Below are 17353 nucleotides of genomic sequence, written 5' to 3' on the forward strand. Positions count from 1 at the left end.
AGGGCCAGGAATTCGCGTGCCGCCTGGTCGTTGTCGGTGTCGAAACCGAGGGTGCCCAGGTAGAACGCCTGCCAGCCGGCTATCCACGTCAGTCGGCTTCGGACCTTTGAGGAAACGCGCGTGTCCAGGAGGCGCTCTGTGCTCAGCCAGGCAGGTTCGAGTCGTTCCGCGAGCGTGACGTGGGGTGTGGTGCGGTAGGTCCGGGCGATCTCGTGTATTTCGGCCTCGTACTGATCGAGGCTGGCGGGGCGTGGGTCGGCCGAGGCGATGCGCTCGGCAAGAGCGGCGGCTACGGCGGCCGAGCCAAGCGCCAGTCCGCCGCGTAGAGCATCGCGTCGTCTCGTGGGACTCACCTCCTCGCCGTGTTCCACTGTCGCTGCCTGTTCGGGGGCACGTCCAGTCGCAGCCGCAGTGGTGGCCGGCGGCGAGGCCCCGATTCCGATCGCGTGGTCCTCGATGGAGGCGTCCTGCCAGAGGATCAGGAGTTCACCGCTGGCGCCGAGGGCACGGTCGAGGTGCTCGACCGTTTCCCGGGTGGGTAGCAGATGTTCCTTGCCTGACTGATGGCCGCGTACCGCGGCCGTGGCGGTTGCCCGGTCAAATGTGCGCCATCCGCTTGCGCTCATCTTCTGTGCCAGCGCGGAAAAGCTGAGACCGCGTCGTTTCCGGTATTCCTCGGCGCGGGCGACGTAGCGGGCGCGAGCGGGCCGTGGCTGCTGGGAACCATTCTGCACGAAGTTCCACCTCCTGCCGGGCCATACACGCGGCTGTGTGCCGCAAGCACCGCACGGACGCGTGCCCGCGGCACGCACGCCCGTGTGCGGCACACAGTCTGTTTCGCGCCTGTGGCGGAGTGTTCCATGACTGCCACGCAACGGGAATACGTCCGGCGGCATCCTTCGGATTCGGCCGCGACTTTCTCCCGCCGCCGCGCCGCCCGCCTGGTCCTCCTCGCGGACACGGCGCTTCACGTCGCCTGCCCCACTGCTGACCAGGTCCGGCGGGGCAGGCGGGGCAGGCGGGGCAGGCGGGGCAGGCGGGGCAGGCGGGGCAGGCGGGGCAGGCGGCCTTCCTATCCCACATTCCCCGAGGGGACGCACAGGCCCTCAAGGGAGCACGACGAGCAAGGGGAAGACGATGGTCCTGGTTCGACAGTTTCCCGACGCCCTGCACGTCTGTACGTACGACGTGCGAGGCAGATTCGTGGACAGCGGAATGATCAAACCCGCTCGGACGAGCGGCGTCGTCGAGCACACCCACCAGCTACTGGCCGGCATCGTCCGGGAGCATCCCGAGACCAGGATCGCGATCACCCAGACCGGGGGGTCGTCGGTCGCCGCGTGCCCGGTACGGCCGTTGCAGATCCCCGACGGACCGATAGTCCAGTGGCGGTCCGTTGCCACGGGCTTCCCCCAGTATCTGCGGGCTGGCGAGGCCACCGATGGCAAGGACCCTGCGCTCGTTCGGCGGTACTACGAGGAGCGGATCGACGACCCGGCGAACCCGGTGTGGCTGTCGCTCGCCGAGCAGTACACGGCGGTGGTGCGCGCGGCTGGGACGGCGCACCTGCTGGTACAGGGAATCAACCCCCTCGTCGCAGTTCTGAAGGCCGAGCAGTCCGGTGTGCTCGCCGCCGCGGGCCTGGACTGGCTGAACGTCACCGCCGTCGTGCACGACACAGCCGGCGCCGGCCACCGGCTCGGCTACCTCGCCCGGCGGATCGACCACACCGGCCTGACCCTGAAACTGATCGCCGTGTCCGGGATGATCGGCCAGGGGCTGATCGACGCCGGTGTCCCTGCGGGCACGGTCAGCACCGTGCTCAATGGCTTGGACGCCGACCAATTCGAGCGTCGCCTCGACGGCGCCCGTGGGGTGTTCCCGCGGGTCGCCGCCCGCAACGGCGTCCCGCGGGATGGTCGGATCGTGCTGGTGTCGGCCCGCCGGGTGCCGTGGAAGGGCCACCAGGACGTCATCGAGGCCACCGGCATCCTCCGGGACCGGGGTCGGGCGGACGACGTCCGCGTGATGATCAACGGCGCGGGCATGTCCGACAACCGCTGGCCCGCATACGACAACGACCTTGCCGCGCAGATCCACCGGCGTGGGTTGGACCGGACGGTGGTGCTCCTCGACGAGCTGGACCCCACCGAGGTCGCGTCCTGCTACACCGCCGCCCATGTCGCCGTGCTCGCCTCCCGGGAGGCTGAGCCGTTCGGCTACGCGAATGTGGAGGCGATGCTGGCCGGCGTGCCGGTCATCACGACCGCTCACGGCGGGCCGGTGGAGTACATCGAGGACGGGGTGTCAGGGCTGCTGGTGCCCCCCGAGGAGCCGGCTGCGATCGCGGAGGCGTTGGACAGGGTCCTGCGCGACCCCGCCTTGCACGACAGGCTGGCCCGCGCGGGGAGAGCCGCTGCGCAGCGCCTGAGTCTGCGCGCGATGGCTGACAGCTACATAGACCTGATCACCCGACGGGTTCCGGTCGGTACGTTCGCGGGGGTGGGATCGCGATGACGTTCATTCTGGGAGTGCACGCCGGAACCGGAACCTACCACGATCCGAGCGCCTGCCTGATCGACGGCGACGGCACCGTCCTAGCGTTCGTCGAGGAGGAACGGCTCACCCGGACACGGCACGCCCACGGAGTACGGATGCCGGCGCTGTCCGTCCGCCAGTGCCTGCGTTTGGCCGCCGTCACCGCCGAGGAGATCGATGTGGTCGCTGTCGGCTGGGACGAGCCGCGGATGAGTAGCCGCGCCGGGCAACCCTGGCGGTTCGACAGCCCCCGCGAGTTCCTCACCGCGCTTGGTTTCCGCGGGCCCCGCTGGCCGGATCTGCACTTCGTGCCGCATCACCGCGCGCACGCGGCGTCGGCGTTCCACGCCAGCGGCTACGACCGTGCCGCGGTCCTCGTGCTCGACGGCAACGGCGAGGACGAATGCACATCGATCTACCGGGCGCAGCGCGGCGGCCCACTCGTGCGGGTGGCGTCCTGGCCGCAGGTCTACAGCGTCGGTCACATGTACGAGGCGGTGAGCGCCTGGCTTGGCCTGGGACGTCACGGCGCCGGGCGGACGATGGGGCTGGCCGCCTACGACGCCGGCAACGTGCCGATCGATCCCGGCTGGCTCGTCCCCGACACAGACCGGTTGATCTCCGTGCTGGGCGGCGACCCGGACCAGGACTACGACATGCTCAAGAGCCGCTGGCACGAGCAGGTCATCGCGTTCACCGGCGTGGACCGGCCGAAGCAACCACCCCAGTCCCTCGACACCGACCCGGTGGCCGTCCATGTGGCCGGCGTCGCCCAGCTCACCGTGGAAAACGTTGTGCGCTGGCTCGCCGCGCGCGCACGGTTCCTGACGGGAATCGACGAGCTGTGCATCGCCGGAGGCGTCGGGCTCAACTGCGCTACCAACAGCCGGCTGCCCGGCCCGCTGTACGTCCCGCCAGTTCCCCATGATGGAGGCGTCGCGCTGAGCGCCGCCTGGTCCCTGGCCGCACCCACCAACCCGGCAGTCTTCTCCGCGTACACCGGCAGCCATCCCGGCGCTCTTCCTGCCGATCTTGCTGGCGTACTCGTGTGCGACGTCGATGTCGATCGGGTCGCTGACCTGTTGCTCGACGGCCGGATCGTCGGCGTGTGCCGCGGACGCAGCGAGGTCGGGCCGCGGGCGCTATGCCACCGCTCGTTCCTCGCCAGTCCGGTCTCCGCGCAGATGAAACAGACCATGAACATGCTCAAACGCCGGGAGCGGTGGCGGCCCTTCGGCCCGGTCACCAACGCCGATCTCGGCACCTGGTGGTCGCCCGTGGGACAGCTGGACCGCTACATGCTCGGCGCCGCCCGGCTCACCGACCAGGGAGCCTCGACACTCCCGGCGATCGCGCACATCGACGGCACCACCCGCCCGCAGCGGCTGCGCGACGCCGACGAACCGTTCGTCGCCGCCGTCCTCGACGAACTCGCCCGCCGCGGGCACCCCCCGGTCCTACTGAACACCTCCTTCAACGGGCCCGGTGAGCCCCTGGTCGACACCGCGGCCGAGGCGTTCGACTGCGCCCGCCGCCTCGGCGCCGACGCGATCGTCACCGACAGCGCGCTCCTACTCCTCGACCCGGTGAAGACCAGCCGGCGATGACGTTGCGGACACGCCCCTCGGCCCGCTACCAGCGGGTCGGTGACGGCGAGCACAGTGAGGTGTTCCGCCGACCGGGCAGCCGGTGGTGCATCCAGCTGTTCACCGTCGACTGCCCCGAGCTGACCATCCGCAAGGTCCGCGACGAATACCACTACCTACGACAGGTGTACGCGGCCCTGCCCCAGCTCCTGCCCGCGCAGCGCCTGTTCGCTTGCCATCCAGCCGCCCACATCTCCGAAACCGTGCTGGTCAAGGAATGGGTGGACGTCGACACGACACGACCGCTCAACCACACCCGCGCCTCCGACCTGCCCGCCGCCTGCGTTGACGATCTGCACCAGTTCATCGGCGTCACCCGCGAGCTGCTCGACCGGGCCGCCAGCGAGCCGATGCTGCTTCCCGACATCATCGACACCCGCTTCCAGAACCTCGCCGTCGACACCGGCGGACGGCTCCGGCTCCTCGACACCAACCGGCTGATCAACACGGTGGCGTTACGGGCGCTGCCCCCCGGCCAGATCCTCGACCCCGACCGTCGCCCCATCCACGCCCGCCTGCTGCGCCGCCTGATGTACCTCCAGGCAGCCTTCGCCGGTGCTACCCGGCGCGACCTCGCCGACGACCCGCTCTACCGGAGATACCTCAGCCCCGCCGTCCTGCACCGGCTGTTCGACGAGAGCACCGCGCACGGGGAACCGATATGAGCATCCGCTGGTACCGCTACACCCCGGCCGACCGCCAGCGCCGCCACCGCGAGCCAGGCGCCGACCCGGCAAGCCGACCGGGCTCGCCGTTCGCCGTCGACCACGCCCGGGTCGTGCACTCGGTGGCGCTACGCGCCCTGGCGGGCAAGCCGCAGGCCCTCGACGTCGAGGAGGGCCGCAGCGCTCGCACCCGCCTGGCCCACTCCCTCGAAGTCGCGCGCATCGCCCGCGCGATCGGCACCCCCCTCGGCGCAGACCCATGGCTGCTGGAGACCGCCGGCCTCGCCCACGATCTCGGACACCCCCCGTTCGGGCACAACGGCGAAACCGCCCTCGACGAGATCGCACGGCCCGCCGGCGGCTACAACGCGAACGCGCAGACCCTGCGGATTCTCACCCGCCTCGAACCCGGAACCCCCACCGCACCCGCCGGGCTCAACCTGACCCGCGCCGCCCTCGACGCGACCTGCAAATACCCCTGGCCACGCCGCCCCGGCGACCGCCGCTTCGGCGTCTACGACGACGACCAGCCCACCTTCGCCTGGCTCCGCCACGGGCACACCGAGCCGACCCCCTCCTTCGAGGCGCAGATCGTCGACTGGGCCGACGACATCGCCAACGCCGTCGCGGACCTCGACGATGGCATCCGCGCCCGCCTCCTACGCCCGAACCTGCTCGCCGACCGCGGCGAACGCGCCGCCATCGCCCTCCTCGCCGCCGACCGCATCACCACTCTTCCGGCGGCCGACATCGAGACCGCCGCGGCCGAGCTGGCACGCCGTCCAGCCGTGACGGCCTTCGTCCGCGACGACTACGACGGCAGCCCTCATACCGAGGCCGCCCTGCACCATCTGACCCGCTCGCTCACCGAGCACTACATCGCCGAGACCGTTGCCCAGGCCCGGCCCGAGCACGGCCCGCACAGCCGCCAGCGGCAACGCCTCGGTGTACCGGTCGAGTCCCTTGCGGAGATCGCCTGGCTACGAGCGTTCACCTTGCATCACATCCTGCGAGCACCCGCACGCCGCGACCGCCGGCACCGCCAACGACAGACACTCGTCGAGCTCGCCGACGCGCTGCTCGCCGACGCCCCGCACACACTCGACCCGCCGTCCGCACACGCCTGGGCGACGGCCGACGATGATCCGGCCCGCCTGCGGATCGTCGTCGACCACATCGCCGGGCTCACCGACGCCGGCGCGCGTGCCCGACACCGCGCTCTGCTCGCCTGCCCGCCCGGACGCGGGAGATGAACGCATCGGGCCGCGTCGGTCTGACGCGGCCGGGCCGGCCCGAAAACGAAGTGTCACCCGACGTGGCTTCTGACACACTGTCGCCCTACTCACCGACGAGTACAAAGGATCTTCATGCTGCGCATCGCCGTCCCGAACAAAGGCTCGCTGTCGGCCCCGGCGATGACGATGCTCCATGAGGCCGGTTATCCGATCCGCACCGACGCCAAGGAACTCGTCCTGATCGACGAGCAAAACCAGATCGAGTTCTTCTACCTGCGTCCCCGCGACATCGCCGTCTACGTCGGCTCCGGCCGCCTCGACGTCGGGATCACCGGACGCGACCTGCTCATCGACTCCGCCGCGGCAGCCGAAGAAATCCTGCCCCTCGGATTCGCACGATCAACCTTCTACTTCGCCGGCGAACCCGGCGCCGCCACGTCGGTCAGCGACCTCGCCGGCGCCTCGATCGCGACCTCCTACCCAGGGATCGTCGCCAAGTACCTCGCCGAGCACGGCGTCCAGCCCGGACAGATCGTCCGTCTCGACGGCGCCGTCGAGACATCGCTGCGACTCGGGGTCGCCCACGTCATCGCCGACGTCGTCGAAACCGGCACAACGCTCGCCCGCCTGGGCCTCACGACCATCGGCGAGCCGATCATGACCTCCGAAGCGGTCGTCATCCGCCCCCACGCCCCCAGGCCAGGCGCCGACGAGGCAAACCAGCGGTTCGTCCGCAGGCTTCGCAGCGTCCAGGTCGCCCGCGACTTCGTCATGATCGACTACGACGTCCCCGAAGCGGCCCTCGACCAGGCAGTGGAGATCACACCGGGGCTGGAATCACCCACCGTCGCACCCCTGCACCGCGAAGGCTGGCTCGCCGTCCGCGCCCTAGTCCCCACCGGCCAGACACAGCCCGTCATGGACGCGCTCGAAGCCATCGGCGCCCGCGCCATCCTCGCAACCCCGATCCGCGCCTTCCGCCACTGACGCCCCCGAACCGACGTCGTCGCTGACGGCGCGACGTCACGGCGCTGCGCGTAGGCAGGGATGACCGATGTCAGGGGGCGTGGACTTCACCGGCGCCCTCACGCTCGTGGACCATCGACCCGCGCCCTGCGCGACCGGTTCGGCCCTGCCATCACCGAGCAGGGGGACGACGGACACCGGGTCCCATCGGTAGGTCCGGCCGTTACGGTACAACCGAACCAGTCGTAGATCCACGACGGGGATCTCGACGGGAGGCAGGTCTCGGAGCTCGGCGACGCGACGGATGATCGGCTCGGCGGCGACGGTGCGGTTGCAGTAGGCGATGCCGACGTGGGGGCGGAAACGCCGGTCGATAGCAGGCAGGCCGTGCGCGGTCGTTACGTCGTCGAGGACATCGCGAAGTTCGAGCAGCGGTTCCCACGGTGTGACGGTGAAGCGGACGGCCCCGCTGGAGCCGGCGAGTGGCCCGACCCGCAGGGAGAACGCCGGGAGGGCTCGGCACCGGGTGGAGACTCGCGCGGCGAGGGTGTCGACGTCGGCGGTCTCGATCTCGTCGGTGAACGCGAGTCGGCGCACGGTGAGGTGCAGGCCGTCGGCTGGGACCGGGTCGAGGCAGTCGAGGGCGCGAAGCCGCCGCTGGCAGGCGGTGGCGAGGTCGCGCAGGGCGGCGTTGTCGAAGGTCAGAAACCAGTGATAGGAGCTTCGGCCGGGGGTCCAGCCGGGTCGGTCCCAGTGGTTGTTCATCGTGGCCAGGGCGCGGAACCGTTCCCAGTCGTCGTGGACCGGGTCGTTCTCGCTCACCGGAGTCCGCGCGTGAGCGCTCGGGATGCCTCGGCCAGCTCAGTGACGCGTGGCAGCGAGCGCCACGGCGTGGTACGGCGGACGAGTTCCCGGCCGCGTTGGCGGATGGACTCGATCGGGTTGGAACCGGCGCGGGTCAGCGCCTCGATGCCAAGGGTGGCGGCGCGTTCGGGGTCGGGATCGTCGCCTGCCGTCAGTGCGGTGGCGACGTCGAGGGCGACGAGGATGTCGCTCCACGGGGAGCGGGCGGTGCGCAGCACGTCGCTGGCCATCTGCGCGTAGCGGTGGACGAGGGCGGCTTCGCCGGTGCCGACGTGGGCGGTCGCGGCATTCGCCGCGATCCGGGCGAGGCTGTAGGTGTCGAACGAGATGCACGGCGACATGCCGTCGGGTAGCGAGCTCCGTTCTGCGAGGTCGAACGCGCGGCCGACCGCCTCTCGGACGCCCTCGCGGTCACCGAGTTGACCGAGGGCGCGGGCTTCTCCGTTGACCACCAGCCGGATCGTCTGCGGGCCACCCGCGGCATGGCCTTGGCCGTCGCGCGCATGTTCGAGCGCCAGCCGGTAGTCGCCCGCGTAATACTCGCACAGGCTTTCCGTGCCCCGTATCCATGCAGCGAAGTCGCCGTCCTCGACGGCCACGGCGATAGTGAAAGCTTCGGTGCAATATGCCCGCGCGAGAGGAAAGTCGCCGAGATTCACCGCCATGTATCCGGCCAGCCCCGACAGCCGGGCCGCGATTCCGAGTAGGCGGCGTCGATCCCTGGGTAGCTGCCAGCCTTCGACGAGAGTTTGCACCCACGTCCGCTGGCGGGTGACATGAGGCATCAGCGCGGCCGGTCCGCGCACTTCATAGGATTCAATGGAGACATCGATGAAGCTGTCGAGATAGTCGAGGAGAGTTGTATGGACGGTCGGTGCGGCGAAATACTGTAAACGACGACCCACGTCGAGCAGTTCGGCATGTAGGTCGTGCTGACCGTTACCGGTACCAGCGCCGTTCGCAACGACGGGGATGACAGGCGCCCTGTATGGAAAGGTGTCGCTTTCGACGATGGTGGTGTCCGACGGAACATTTATAGCCAGCGAGAGTTCCGGCCGTGCCCGACCGGTTCTGCGCACGGTGTCGATGAGGTGTGTGTCTGCGGGGGCAAGGTGTTCGCGGTCGTCGAGGTCGAGCAGGTTGTGGATGCTGGTGTCGTAGACCTCGGCGAGCAGGGCGAGGATCTGCGGGGTGGGACGTCGGCGGAGCGGTAGTGGCCAGTTCTCCATTTCGGACAGCCGGGGGGCGGTCATGGTGGCTGTGCCGTCGGGGTCGAGGCCGATGCGGGCGGCGTGGGCGTTGATGTGGCCCGCGGCCTGCTGCTGGGTCCAGCCGTGCGCGACACGGTGGGCGGCGCGGGGGCGGAGCCGGTAGCGGCGGGCGAACTCGACGGCGATCTCGTCGTGGGACATGCCCACCGCGCGCATCCGAGCCCGCAACTCGTCCTGCTCAACCCTCTGGCCGGGCTTGGTCATGACGACGCGTGTGGCTCCTTTCTCGTCCCCCGCGACCGAGGTTCGGTGTCGGACCGCGAGTCGGCGGATGCGCCAACAGTAGCGACTCGGCTGTGTTCGTCTCGGGTGGTCCATCGAGGCCCGGCGCTGTATCCAGCTGTGGCGTTCCCACCGCCTGCGGTCCGGTCGGCGAGGTTCCCATCCCGAGGTGAAATGCGTCGGCCCCGTATGGTCTGCGCCCAACCCAGGGGCAGGCTTGAGCGTCGCCGGTCTCGTGTCCCGTCTCAGCGAAGCTGGCTTGTGATCATGGCGTCTGCCAGGGCGTGCCAGATTCGTTGAGACGATCCAGGGTGTGCCTGTCTCAGCGAATCTGGCACGTATGGGGCATCGTCGACCGCCGTCTCAGCGAATCTGGCCCGTGTGGCTGCGCGTGCTGGTGTTCCGGGACAATTGATGTTGCTCGACCCGGGGCTGGCCCGCGACGAGGAATCGTCGGTGGCATGTGGGCGGCCATCGGGATCCGCCCACTGGCGGCCAACAGACGCTGCCCACTCATGGCCATCTCGTCACGCAGCGTGCTGACACCGGGGGGACACGACAGCCTCGCCAGCGCCGCCCTCGACCGGCACTTGCGGGACAGGGCGCCGGTCCTTCAGTGTTACGAGTGCGCGATCCTCGCGCCCTCCCAGCAGGTCCGACCGGGGGACCGATGAGAAATGGCGGCGGCGCCGGTCTGACGGTCCGCCAGGTACCTGCGACCGCAGCAAGGGAGAGCAACCTATGAGACCGCTCCGATACTCGATCAACGTCACCCTCGACGGCTGCTGCGACCACCGGGCGGTGATCCCGGACGAGGAGTTGCATCGCCATCACGCCGCCAATCTGGAACGAGCCGATGCCCTTCTCCTTGGCCGGGTGACCTACGAGATGATGGAGGCGGCGTGGCGGCAGCCGGCGACGGGAACGTGGCCTGACTGGATGGCTAATTGGATGATCCCCTTCGCCCGGACGATCGACAGGGCAAAGAAGTACGTCGTGTCGGGCACCCTGGACCGGGTCGATTGGAACGCGGAGCTCGTGCAGGGTGACCTGGGGAAAGCCGTTCAGCAGCTCAAGCGGGAGCCTGGCAGAGGCCTGTCCGTGGGAGGCGTGACCCTCCCGCTGGCCTTGGCGGATCTGGGATTGATCGATGAGTACGAGTTTGTCGTGCAGCCCATCGTGGCGGGCCACGGGCCGACGCTGTTCGCCGGCCTGAGCGAGCGGCTCGAGCTGAAGCTCGTGGGGCGCCAGGAGTTCCGGTCGGGAGCGGTCGCTCTGCGGTACCAGCCCAGTCGAGTCTCGGCTTGAAGGTCGGCTGCCCCTGGGCACGCGGGCCCGGCAACTCCGCCACAACGCCGAGGTCGACAAAGGCGTGCCCTCGAACGCCGGGTCCGTGACCATCGTCGTCGAAGAACCTTCCCTTCGATCCACCACATTCCGTAGTGGCCGTCATCGGGCACCCACTGGCCGACAGCGGGCAGTTCCAGATGGCCACCGACAGTGGCAGACAGCGGCAAGATCGGATGCCTCGGCTCCGAGCGGTCCCGCAGGTCAGGAAGCCGGGCAAGATTCATTGGCAGTCAGGAACGAACGCTGTCACAGGACGCGCTGGCTTGTCGGCGTGGTGGTCGCGAGTCCCTGAGTGACGAGGTTTCTGAGCCCCAGTTCTTCGCGGGTTTGGATCTTGTGGATGAGTCACTGGGTCAGTGGCTCGCGCCGCTGGTACGGCTTACCCCCCAGTCGGGCTATGCCAGCGAAACGCTGGCATAGCCCGACTGGGGGGTCACTGCTAGTTCGGTTGAGTCATTTCACGCTGGGACGCCGTGCAGACCGCGAAGTTGGAACGCCGAGACACGTCACGGCGGGGGTAGTCCTAGATATAGGGGTTTTTCCCCTTGGGGGCGGATGACCGCCCGTTGGGACGGCCTGTGAGGTGGGCACTGTGGAGGTCAGGGCTCGTACGTCAGGACAGCGCCGCCGGGCTCGACTGGGGGTCACCGGCGTCAGCGTCGTGGTCGCTGTCGTGACGGTCCTCGCCGCTTGCGGTTCGGATGGTGGTTCGACGCCCGATCCGACTCCCAGTCGCGGAGCTGTCTCTTCGCCCGCGCCGACGGCTGGGTTGCCGGCGCCGACGTCCCCAGCGGATATTGCGCGGCGGGACGCGGTCGCCGCCTACGTGGGGATGTGGAAGGCCGACGCACAGGCCAGCCACACGTCCGATTGGCAGGCGCCGTATCTGTCGCGCTACGCCTCGGGCGACGCTTTGCAGTTCCTGACTCGTGACCTCTACGCCGACCACTACAACGGTCTTGTCTCGAAAGGCGAGCCGATAAACCACCCGCGGGTGACGTCGGTGAGTCCGGAAGGCAAGTCGACATCGGTGATGATTGACGATTGCGCCGATACCCGGAACTGGTTGCAATACAGGACCGACGGCTCACTGCTGGACAACACGCCGGGGGCACCGCACCGGATTCTTGCCGAGGTGCGGCTACACACCGACGGACTGTGGCGCGTCACCCGGTTCGGGATCGGTGATCCGGGATCATGCTGATGCGAAGAGGCGCTTTCCTCGCCGTGCTCGCGATGGTGACGATCAGCGTATTCGCGTCCCCGGCCGCCGCCAGCGAAAAGTTCGGCAGAGCACTGTGCAGCCAGAATCCCTACCCAGGTTGCGAGCTTTTCGCGGGGGATAACGAGGCTCCTGCCCCGGCCCCGTACGGGGGTTCCTCGCCTGCCAGCCCTGGGTCCGGCGGAGAAGCACATCCCACCCCTCCAGGCGACAAATCATTGGACGAGCCGAAGCCGGACACCGCCGATTGCTCGTATGTCCGGAGCACCTATCAGCCGCCCGCCGACGCGACGCGGCCGGTGCTCTACTGGCCTCCGGCGGCCGGAGGGCTGGTAGTGCGGCCGGCGGTGTTCGGCTCATCGGTGCAGCCGGTGCAGCCGGTGCAGCCGGTCGCGGCGGAGCAGGGGCAGGGGCAGGGGCCGGGAGCCTGGTACATCTACCAATGCACGACGAACGGCGTGCGGGACGCGTTGTACCGGGCGCCGGTGTGGATTCCGGATGCGGCGCCGGGGGCGCCGGCGCCCGTGCCGGACCCAGCGGCGTTGGCGGAGCAGGCGCGGAACCAGCTGCGGCTTGCTGGTCCGCGGATCGATATGAGCCCTGTGGGTGACCAGCTGGTGCGGCTGCCGACGTGGTTGTGGCTGGACCCGGCCGGGTGGAACCAGGTGGCGGCGACGGCGGCGGCGGGCGGAGTGGCGGTCACCGCGGTCGCCAAACCCGTGCAGGTGACCTGGTCCCTCGGAGACGGCGGGATGGTGAGCTGCACAGCTCCGGGCACGCCGTTCCCGCCTGGCGCCGATCCGAAGAGCGCCTCGCCGGACTGCGGCTACACCTACCGCAGCCGGTCGCTGGACGCGCCCGGCGGCACCTTCCCTGTGACGGCGACCGTGCGCTGGGACGTCACCTGGGCGGGCGCGGGCCAGACGGGAGTGTTCCCGGGGCTGACGACGGTGTCCGCGGCCCAGACCCGTGTCATCGACATTCCCGCGTTGACGACAGGTGGTGGCTGATGACGTCTTCGACCGACACGGCCAGCCGGGACACGACCGGCGGCCGTCCGGGTGCGCCGTGTTCGAGGGGTGCATGGTGGTGACGGCTCCGTCTTCGACGTCGCGCACCGCCGGAGGGGACCGGGCCGGCCGACGCGCGGGTGCGGCACCGGCCGCCAGGTTGACCGGCGGTCCCCGGCGGCGGCGCCGGGTCCCTTACCTGCTGCTGGGTGTGGTGCTGGTGGTGGGGTGCGCTGTCGCCGGTCTGCTCGCCGGTGCCCGGGTCGGGTCGCGGGAGCCGGTGCTGGTGCTCGCCCGTGCGGTGACGGTGGGCCAGGTCCTTTCCTCGGCGGACCTGCGGGAGGTCCGGATCTCCGCCGAGCCGGTGGACACGATCCCGGCCGGGTCGAAGGGCAGCGTGATCGGTCGGCCGGTCGCCTACAGCCTGCCTGCCGGCACCGTGCTGAGCCGGGCGGCGGTCGGCGCCGCGCAGGTCCCACCGCCGGGCTCGGCGATCGCGGCGGTGGCGTTGAAGGCGGGTCAGTTCCCCACGGGCCTGGCGGCCGGGTCCAGGGTGGCCGTGATCGTCGCTCCCAACGCCAGCGCAGTCTCGACAGCGTCTCCGCGCGCCGCCACCTCATGGGACGCGACGGTCGTCGCCCTCCAGTCCCGCGACACCGACCAGACGACGGTGGTCTCGCTTCAGCTCGCCGCTGCCGACGCCCGCGCGTTGGCAGCGGCCCCGGCCGGACAGGTCGGCATCATCACGGTCAACGGCGCGGGCCGGTGACAGCCTTATGATCATCGCGGTTGGGTCGTTGAAAGGGTCACCGGGCGCGACCACGTTGGCTCTCGCACTGGCGGACCGCTGGCCGGCGGGTAGCGAGCCGCTGGTCGTGGAGGCCGACCCCGCGGGCGGCGACCTGGGCGCACGGTTCGGCCTGGGCGCGGCGCAAGGGCTGGTTACCTTGGCCGCCGCTGGCCGTCGTGGGAGCGGTGAACCGCGCCCGCTGTCGGATCACACCCAGGAGCTGCCAGGTGGCCTGGAGGTCATCACGGCGCCCGCCGGCGCCGAGCAGGCCCGCCAGGTGCTCGGTGAACTCGCCGGCGGCGGCTGGTCGCTGCTGTGGTCCGCGGCACGTCAGGGCGGCCGGGCCGTGATCGTGGACTGCGGACGGCTGGACCCCCTGTCACCGGCGACACCGGCGGTGCGCGCCGCGGACGTGCTGCTGCTGGTCGCCCGGGCGCGCGACGATGAACTGTCGCAGCTGGCTGCCCGGATGCACGTGGTGCAGGGCTGGGGGCTGCCGGCCTGGTACGTGGTGGTCGCCGGGCAGGCGGACCGTTCCCAGGACTACCCGATACGGGACATCGTCCGCGTGCTCGGTTCCCACGTGTTGGGCACGGTGCCGTATGACGCCGCTGCCGCGAGCGTGCTGGGCGGTCGGCGACGCACCCGAACCGGGATCACCCGATCCAAGCTCGGACGAGCTGTCACCGACTTGGCCCGACACCTCGCCAACGGCGAGGTCCCAGACCAGGGCACCCCGGCCGGCTGGCTCCCGGCGCTGCCGGATGGCCCGGCAGCGCGGACGGCCTTGCCGCGGGCCCGGACGGAGGCGCCGTGACCCGCCCGCAGTGGAACGACCCTGACCCCAGCGCCGCGACAACCGGCAACGGCGCGGGCTGGCCGGGCAGCCTGACGCCCTGGAGCGGTGGACCGGCCGCGCCGACGGACCTTCCGGGTCGTGCCTCGGGGTCAGCTGCCGAGGCGTTGCGCACCCGGCTCCGGGAGGGCCTGCGGGCCGCGCTCGCCGGACAGCTGCGCGCGGACGAGGACGCCGGCTCGCCGCCGCTGAGTCCGGACACGCGGGAGGCGTTCTCCCTGTCCGTGCTGGTCGACCTCACCGAGGCGCACACCACCGCGGAGCTGGCGCGCGGTGCACCGGTCCTGCCGCCCGAGGACGAACAGCGCGTCATCACCGAGGTGCTCGCCGAGGTACTCGGACTCGGCGGCCTCGAACCGCTGCTGGCCGACACCTCCATCGAGAACATCAACATCAACGGTGACCGAGTGTTCATCCGCCGGGCCGACGGCAGCCGCTCCCGGCTGCCACCGATCACCGGTTCGGACGCGGAACTCGTCGGCCTGATCCGCGACCTGGCCGCGCACGCCGGCGTCGAGGAACGCCGCTGGGACCGAGGTGCACCGCTGGTCAACTTCCACCTCCCCGACAAGAGCCGCGTGTTCGCGGTCATGGCGGTCACTCAACGGCCTTCCGTCAGCATCCGTCGACACCGGTTCCGTCACGTCACCCTGCCCGTGCTGCGCGCGAACGGCACGATCGACTACGGGTTGGAGGCGTTGCTCGCCGCGCTGGTGAAAGCCCGGAAAAACATTGTCGTCGCCGGCGGAACCGCGATCGGGAAAACCACACTGCTGCGGAAATCGAGGCGCGGCTGGCCGCGCCGATGGACGACAGTCTGCTGCTGGACATCCTCGCCTGCCTGCTGTGGCCGCTGTGGTTCGCGTTCACCACCTCGGTGGTCCTGGCGGTGCCTGACGTCGTACGGGAGGCGCGCTGGCCCACCCACGGACCGCCGCTGCCCGCCGGTGGCCTGCGCGGGTTCGCCACGTTCCTGCTAGGTGCGGTGATCCTCACCGCTCTGACCTCCCGCGCACCCCTCACGCCCGCCAGCGGCCCCGTCGCCGCGACGGCCGCATCCACCGCACCCGCCATCCCACGCTTCGTCACGGTCGCCACCACCACCCCGACGGAGGCCACGCTTACCGCCGCGGCGCCGGGCACCGTTGTGGTGCGGCTGCCCCACAACGGGATCTACGACAGCCTGTGGCGCATCGCCGCCCGCAGCCTCGGTGATGGAGCCCGCTGGCCGGAGCTGTGGACGCTCAACCACGGGGTCCGCCAGGCCGACGGGCGCGCGTTGGCCCATCCGAACCTGATCCGTCCCGGCTGGGTCGTGCGCCTGCCACCCCAGCCCGCCCCGGACGCACCTCCGGTGGCGCCGCCGACATCCGGCCCTCCGACGTCGGCCCTGCCCTCGACGACCACACCGCCGGCGTCGCCGCCACCGACCAGCCCGCCCGCCACGCCGGCCCCCGCCACGATTTCGCCCGGCGTACCGAACACCGGATCGTCCGCGGCTGGTGGCCCGACAGCCGGCCCGACGTCGCCAGTTCCCTCGGCTACGCCGGTCCCACCGGCGTCTCCCACCGTGCCTCCGTCTCGCCAGCCCGCTCCCGTGCCGACGCCGTCCCGCTCGCCGGGTGTGCAGTTCCCCGCCGGTGGCTACCTGGGCCTCGGCACCGTCGCGCTGCTGACCGTCGCGCTGTTCACCCTGCGGCTGTGGCGGCGCCGGCACTACGTGCCCGGCAGCGGCCGACGCGACGACCTCGATGAAGCGCCCGTCATCCGCCAGCTCGCGGTCGCCTACGACGCCGCCACCGCCGTCCCGGACGAGTACGGCGATCCGATCGTCGTGCGCCCTCCCGGCGACCCGCACGTCGCCGGCCGCCGCCACGCCCAGATCACCGCCACCGACCAGGCCGGGCCGCCCGGGACGCGGATCGTCGGCACTACCCGCGACGGCCAGCCACTGGCGCTGGACCTGGCCGCGACCCGCGGGCTCGGCCTCATCGGACCCGGCGCCGACGCCGCGATCCGAGCCCTCCTGCTCACCCTGCTCGCCGAGCGGCACCTGCCCGACGCCGACCCCGTTGAGGTCGTCGTCCCCGCCGCCGATGCGCGGCGGATGCTCGGCGATCAGGCTGCCGCCCATCTGCCGCAGCGGCTGCACGTCGTCGCCGACCTGGCCGCGCTGCTGGACCGGCTGGAAGCCGAGGTCGTCACCCGGGCACGTCTGGTCTCCGCTGGCGAGGAGACTGGCGGTTCCACCCTGGTTGTCGTGGCCGCGCCGACCCAGGGGTTGGACCGCCGCTTGCAGGCCGTGTTGGACAACGGGTCGTCGCTCGGCCTGGTCGGCATCCTCTACGGGCAGTGGCGGCCCGGCGCCACTGCCCGGGTCCGCCCCGACGGCGTCGTCGGCGCAGCCAGCCCCGACATCGCCGCCCGCCTGACCGGCAGCCAGCTGTTCACCCTCCCACCCGCCGACGCCGTGCAGCTGCTGGACCTGCTTGCCGACGCCGACGCCCCCGCGGAGAACCAGGATGTGTTCCGGCGGGCAAACCCTACCGAGGGGCCACCGCCCCCATCGCCCGCCTCCGCGCCGCCCCCCGATAGCCCCGGCACCGCGCCCGCGGAGGTCTGCGGCCGGGACGAACCGGGCGAGCCGCCGGAGCCAGACGATCCGCCGCCAGCCGGCGGCGGGGCAGCCGCGGCCGAGCCCGCTGAGCGCGCCGTGCC

Annotated in this window: 13 protein-coding genes and 1 pseudogene; 11 read left to right on the forward strand and 3 right to left on the reverse strand. The window is 70.8% G+C overall.

Annotated elements, in window-relative coordinates; all coding sequences use genetic code 11:
• Nucleotides 1–734: pseudogene (locus U9979_RS18585) on the reverse strand (XRE family transcriptional regulator); the annotation flags it as partial.
• 403 nt (nucleotides 735–1137) lie between these two features.
• Between U9979_RS18585 and U9979_RS18590 the strand changes: the two are divergent.
• The 5 genes from U9979_RS18590 to hisG all read left to right on the forward strand — a co-directional run bounded on the left by U9979_RS18590 (nucleotide 1138) and on the right by hisG (nucleotide 7071).
• A complete protein-coding gene (locus tag U9979_RS18590; RefSeq protein ID WP_322780376.1) occupies nucleotides 1138–2517 on the forward strand; it encodes a glycosyltransferase family 4 protein in 1380 nt (459 codons plus the stop codon).
• Complete coding sequence (locus U9979_RS18595; RefSeq protein ID WP_322780377.1) at nucleotides 2514–4145, forward strand: carbamoyltransferase C-terminal domain-containing protein; 1632 nt, start codon at nucleotides 2514–2516, stop codon at nucleotides 4143–4145. Before U9979_RS18590 ends, U9979_RS18595 begins: the two co-directional genes overlap by 4 nt.
• Complete coding sequence (locus U9979_RS18600) at nucleotides 4142–4849, forward strand: hypothetical protein (RefSeq protein WP_322780378.1); 708 nt, start codon at nucleotides 4142–4144, stop codon at nucleotides 4847–4849. The genes U9979_RS18595 and U9979_RS18600 overlap by 4 nt, the downstream gene beginning before the upstream one ends.
• A complete protein-coding gene (locus U9979_RS18605; RefSeq protein WP_322780379.1) occupies nucleotides 4846–6102 on the forward strand; it encodes a deoxyguanosinetriphosphate triphosphohydrolase in 1257 nt (418 codons plus the stop codon). Before U9979_RS18600 ends, U9979_RS18605 begins: the two co-directional genes overlap by 4 nt.
• Before the next feature lie 114 nt (nucleotides 6103–6216).
• Nucleotides 6217–7071 carry an ATP phosphoribosyltransferase gene (gene hisG, locus U9979_RS18610; RefSeq protein WP_322780380.1) on the forward strand — a complete coding sequence of 285 codons (855 nt, stop codon included), beginning with the start codon at nucleotides 6217–6219 and terminating at the stop codon, nucleotides 7069–7071.
• A gap of 36 nt (nucleotides 7072–7107) precedes the next feature.
• Here the strand turns inward: hisG and U9979_RS18615 are convergent, their stop codons facing one another.
• Both U9979_RS18615 and U9979_RS18620 read right to left on the reverse strand, forming a co-directional pair.
• The gene (locus U9979_RS18615) at nucleotides 7108–7872 is read right to left on the reverse strand and encodes a 2'-5' RNA ligase family protein (protein WP_322780381.1); all 765 of its coding nucleotides are present in this window, start codon (nucleotides 7870–7872) and stop codon (nucleotides 7108–7110) included.
• Nucleotides 7869–9389, reverse strand: coding sequence for a helix-turn-helix transcriptional regulator (locus U9979_RS18620; RefSeq protein WP_322780382.1), 1521 nt, complete (start codon nucleotides 9387–9389; stop codon nucleotides 7869–7871). The genes U9979_RS18615 and U9979_RS18620 overlap by 4 nt, the downstream gene beginning before the upstream one ends.
• Before the next feature lie 759 nt (nucleotides 9390–10148).
• Here U9979_RS18620 and U9979_RS18625 point away from each other — a divergent pair.
• The 6 genes from U9979_RS18625 (at nucleotide 10149) to U9979_RS18650 (ending at nucleotide 15615) form a co-directional block, all read left to right on the forward strand.
• On the forward strand, nucleotides 10149–10715 hold the full coding sequence (locus U9979_RS18625; protein WP_322780383.1) for a dihydrofolate reductase family protein: 567 nt from the start codon (nucleotides 10149–10151) through the stop codon (nucleotides 10713–10715).
• 634 nt (nucleotides 10716–11349) lie between these two features.
• Nucleotides 11350–11961: a hypothetical protein gene (locus U9979_RS18630; protein WP_322780384.1), complete on the forward strand. Its 612-nt coding sequence runs from the start codon at nucleotides 11350–11352 to the stop codon at nucleotides 11959–11961.
• Between the two features lie 236 nt (nucleotides 11962–12197).
• A complete protein-coding gene (locus U9979_RS18635) occupies nucleotides 12198–12989 on the forward strand; it encodes an ATP/GTP-binding protein (RefSeq protein ID WP_322780385.1) in 792 nt (263 codons plus the stop codon).
• A complete protein-coding gene (locus U9979_RS18640) occupies nucleotides 12982–13758 on the forward strand; it encodes an SAF domain-containing protein (RefSeq protein WP_322780386.1) in 777 nt (258 codons plus the stop codon). The genes U9979_RS18635 and U9979_RS18640 overlap by 8 nt, the downstream gene beginning before the upstream one ends.
• A gap of 7 nt (nucleotides 13759–13765) precedes the next feature.
• Nucleotides 13766–14596, forward strand: coding sequence for a hypothetical protein (locus U9979_RS18645; RefSeq protein WP_322780387.1), 831 nt, complete (start codon nucleotides 13766–13768; stop codon nucleotides 14594–14596).
• Entirely contained in the window at nucleotides 14593–15615 is a 1023-nt protein-coding gene (locus U9979_RS18650; protein WP_322780388.1) for an ATPase, T2SS/T4P/T4SS family, read from the forward strand. Before U9979_RS18645 ends, U9979_RS18650 begins: the two co-directional genes overlap by 4 nt.
• The last annotated feature ends 1738 nt before the right edge of the window (nucleotides 15616–17353 follow it).

The organism is Protofrankia sp. Cas4 (assembly GCF_963555915.1).
Taxonomy (GTDB): Bacteria; Actinomycetota; Actinomycetes; order Frankiales; family Frankiaceae; genus Protofrankia.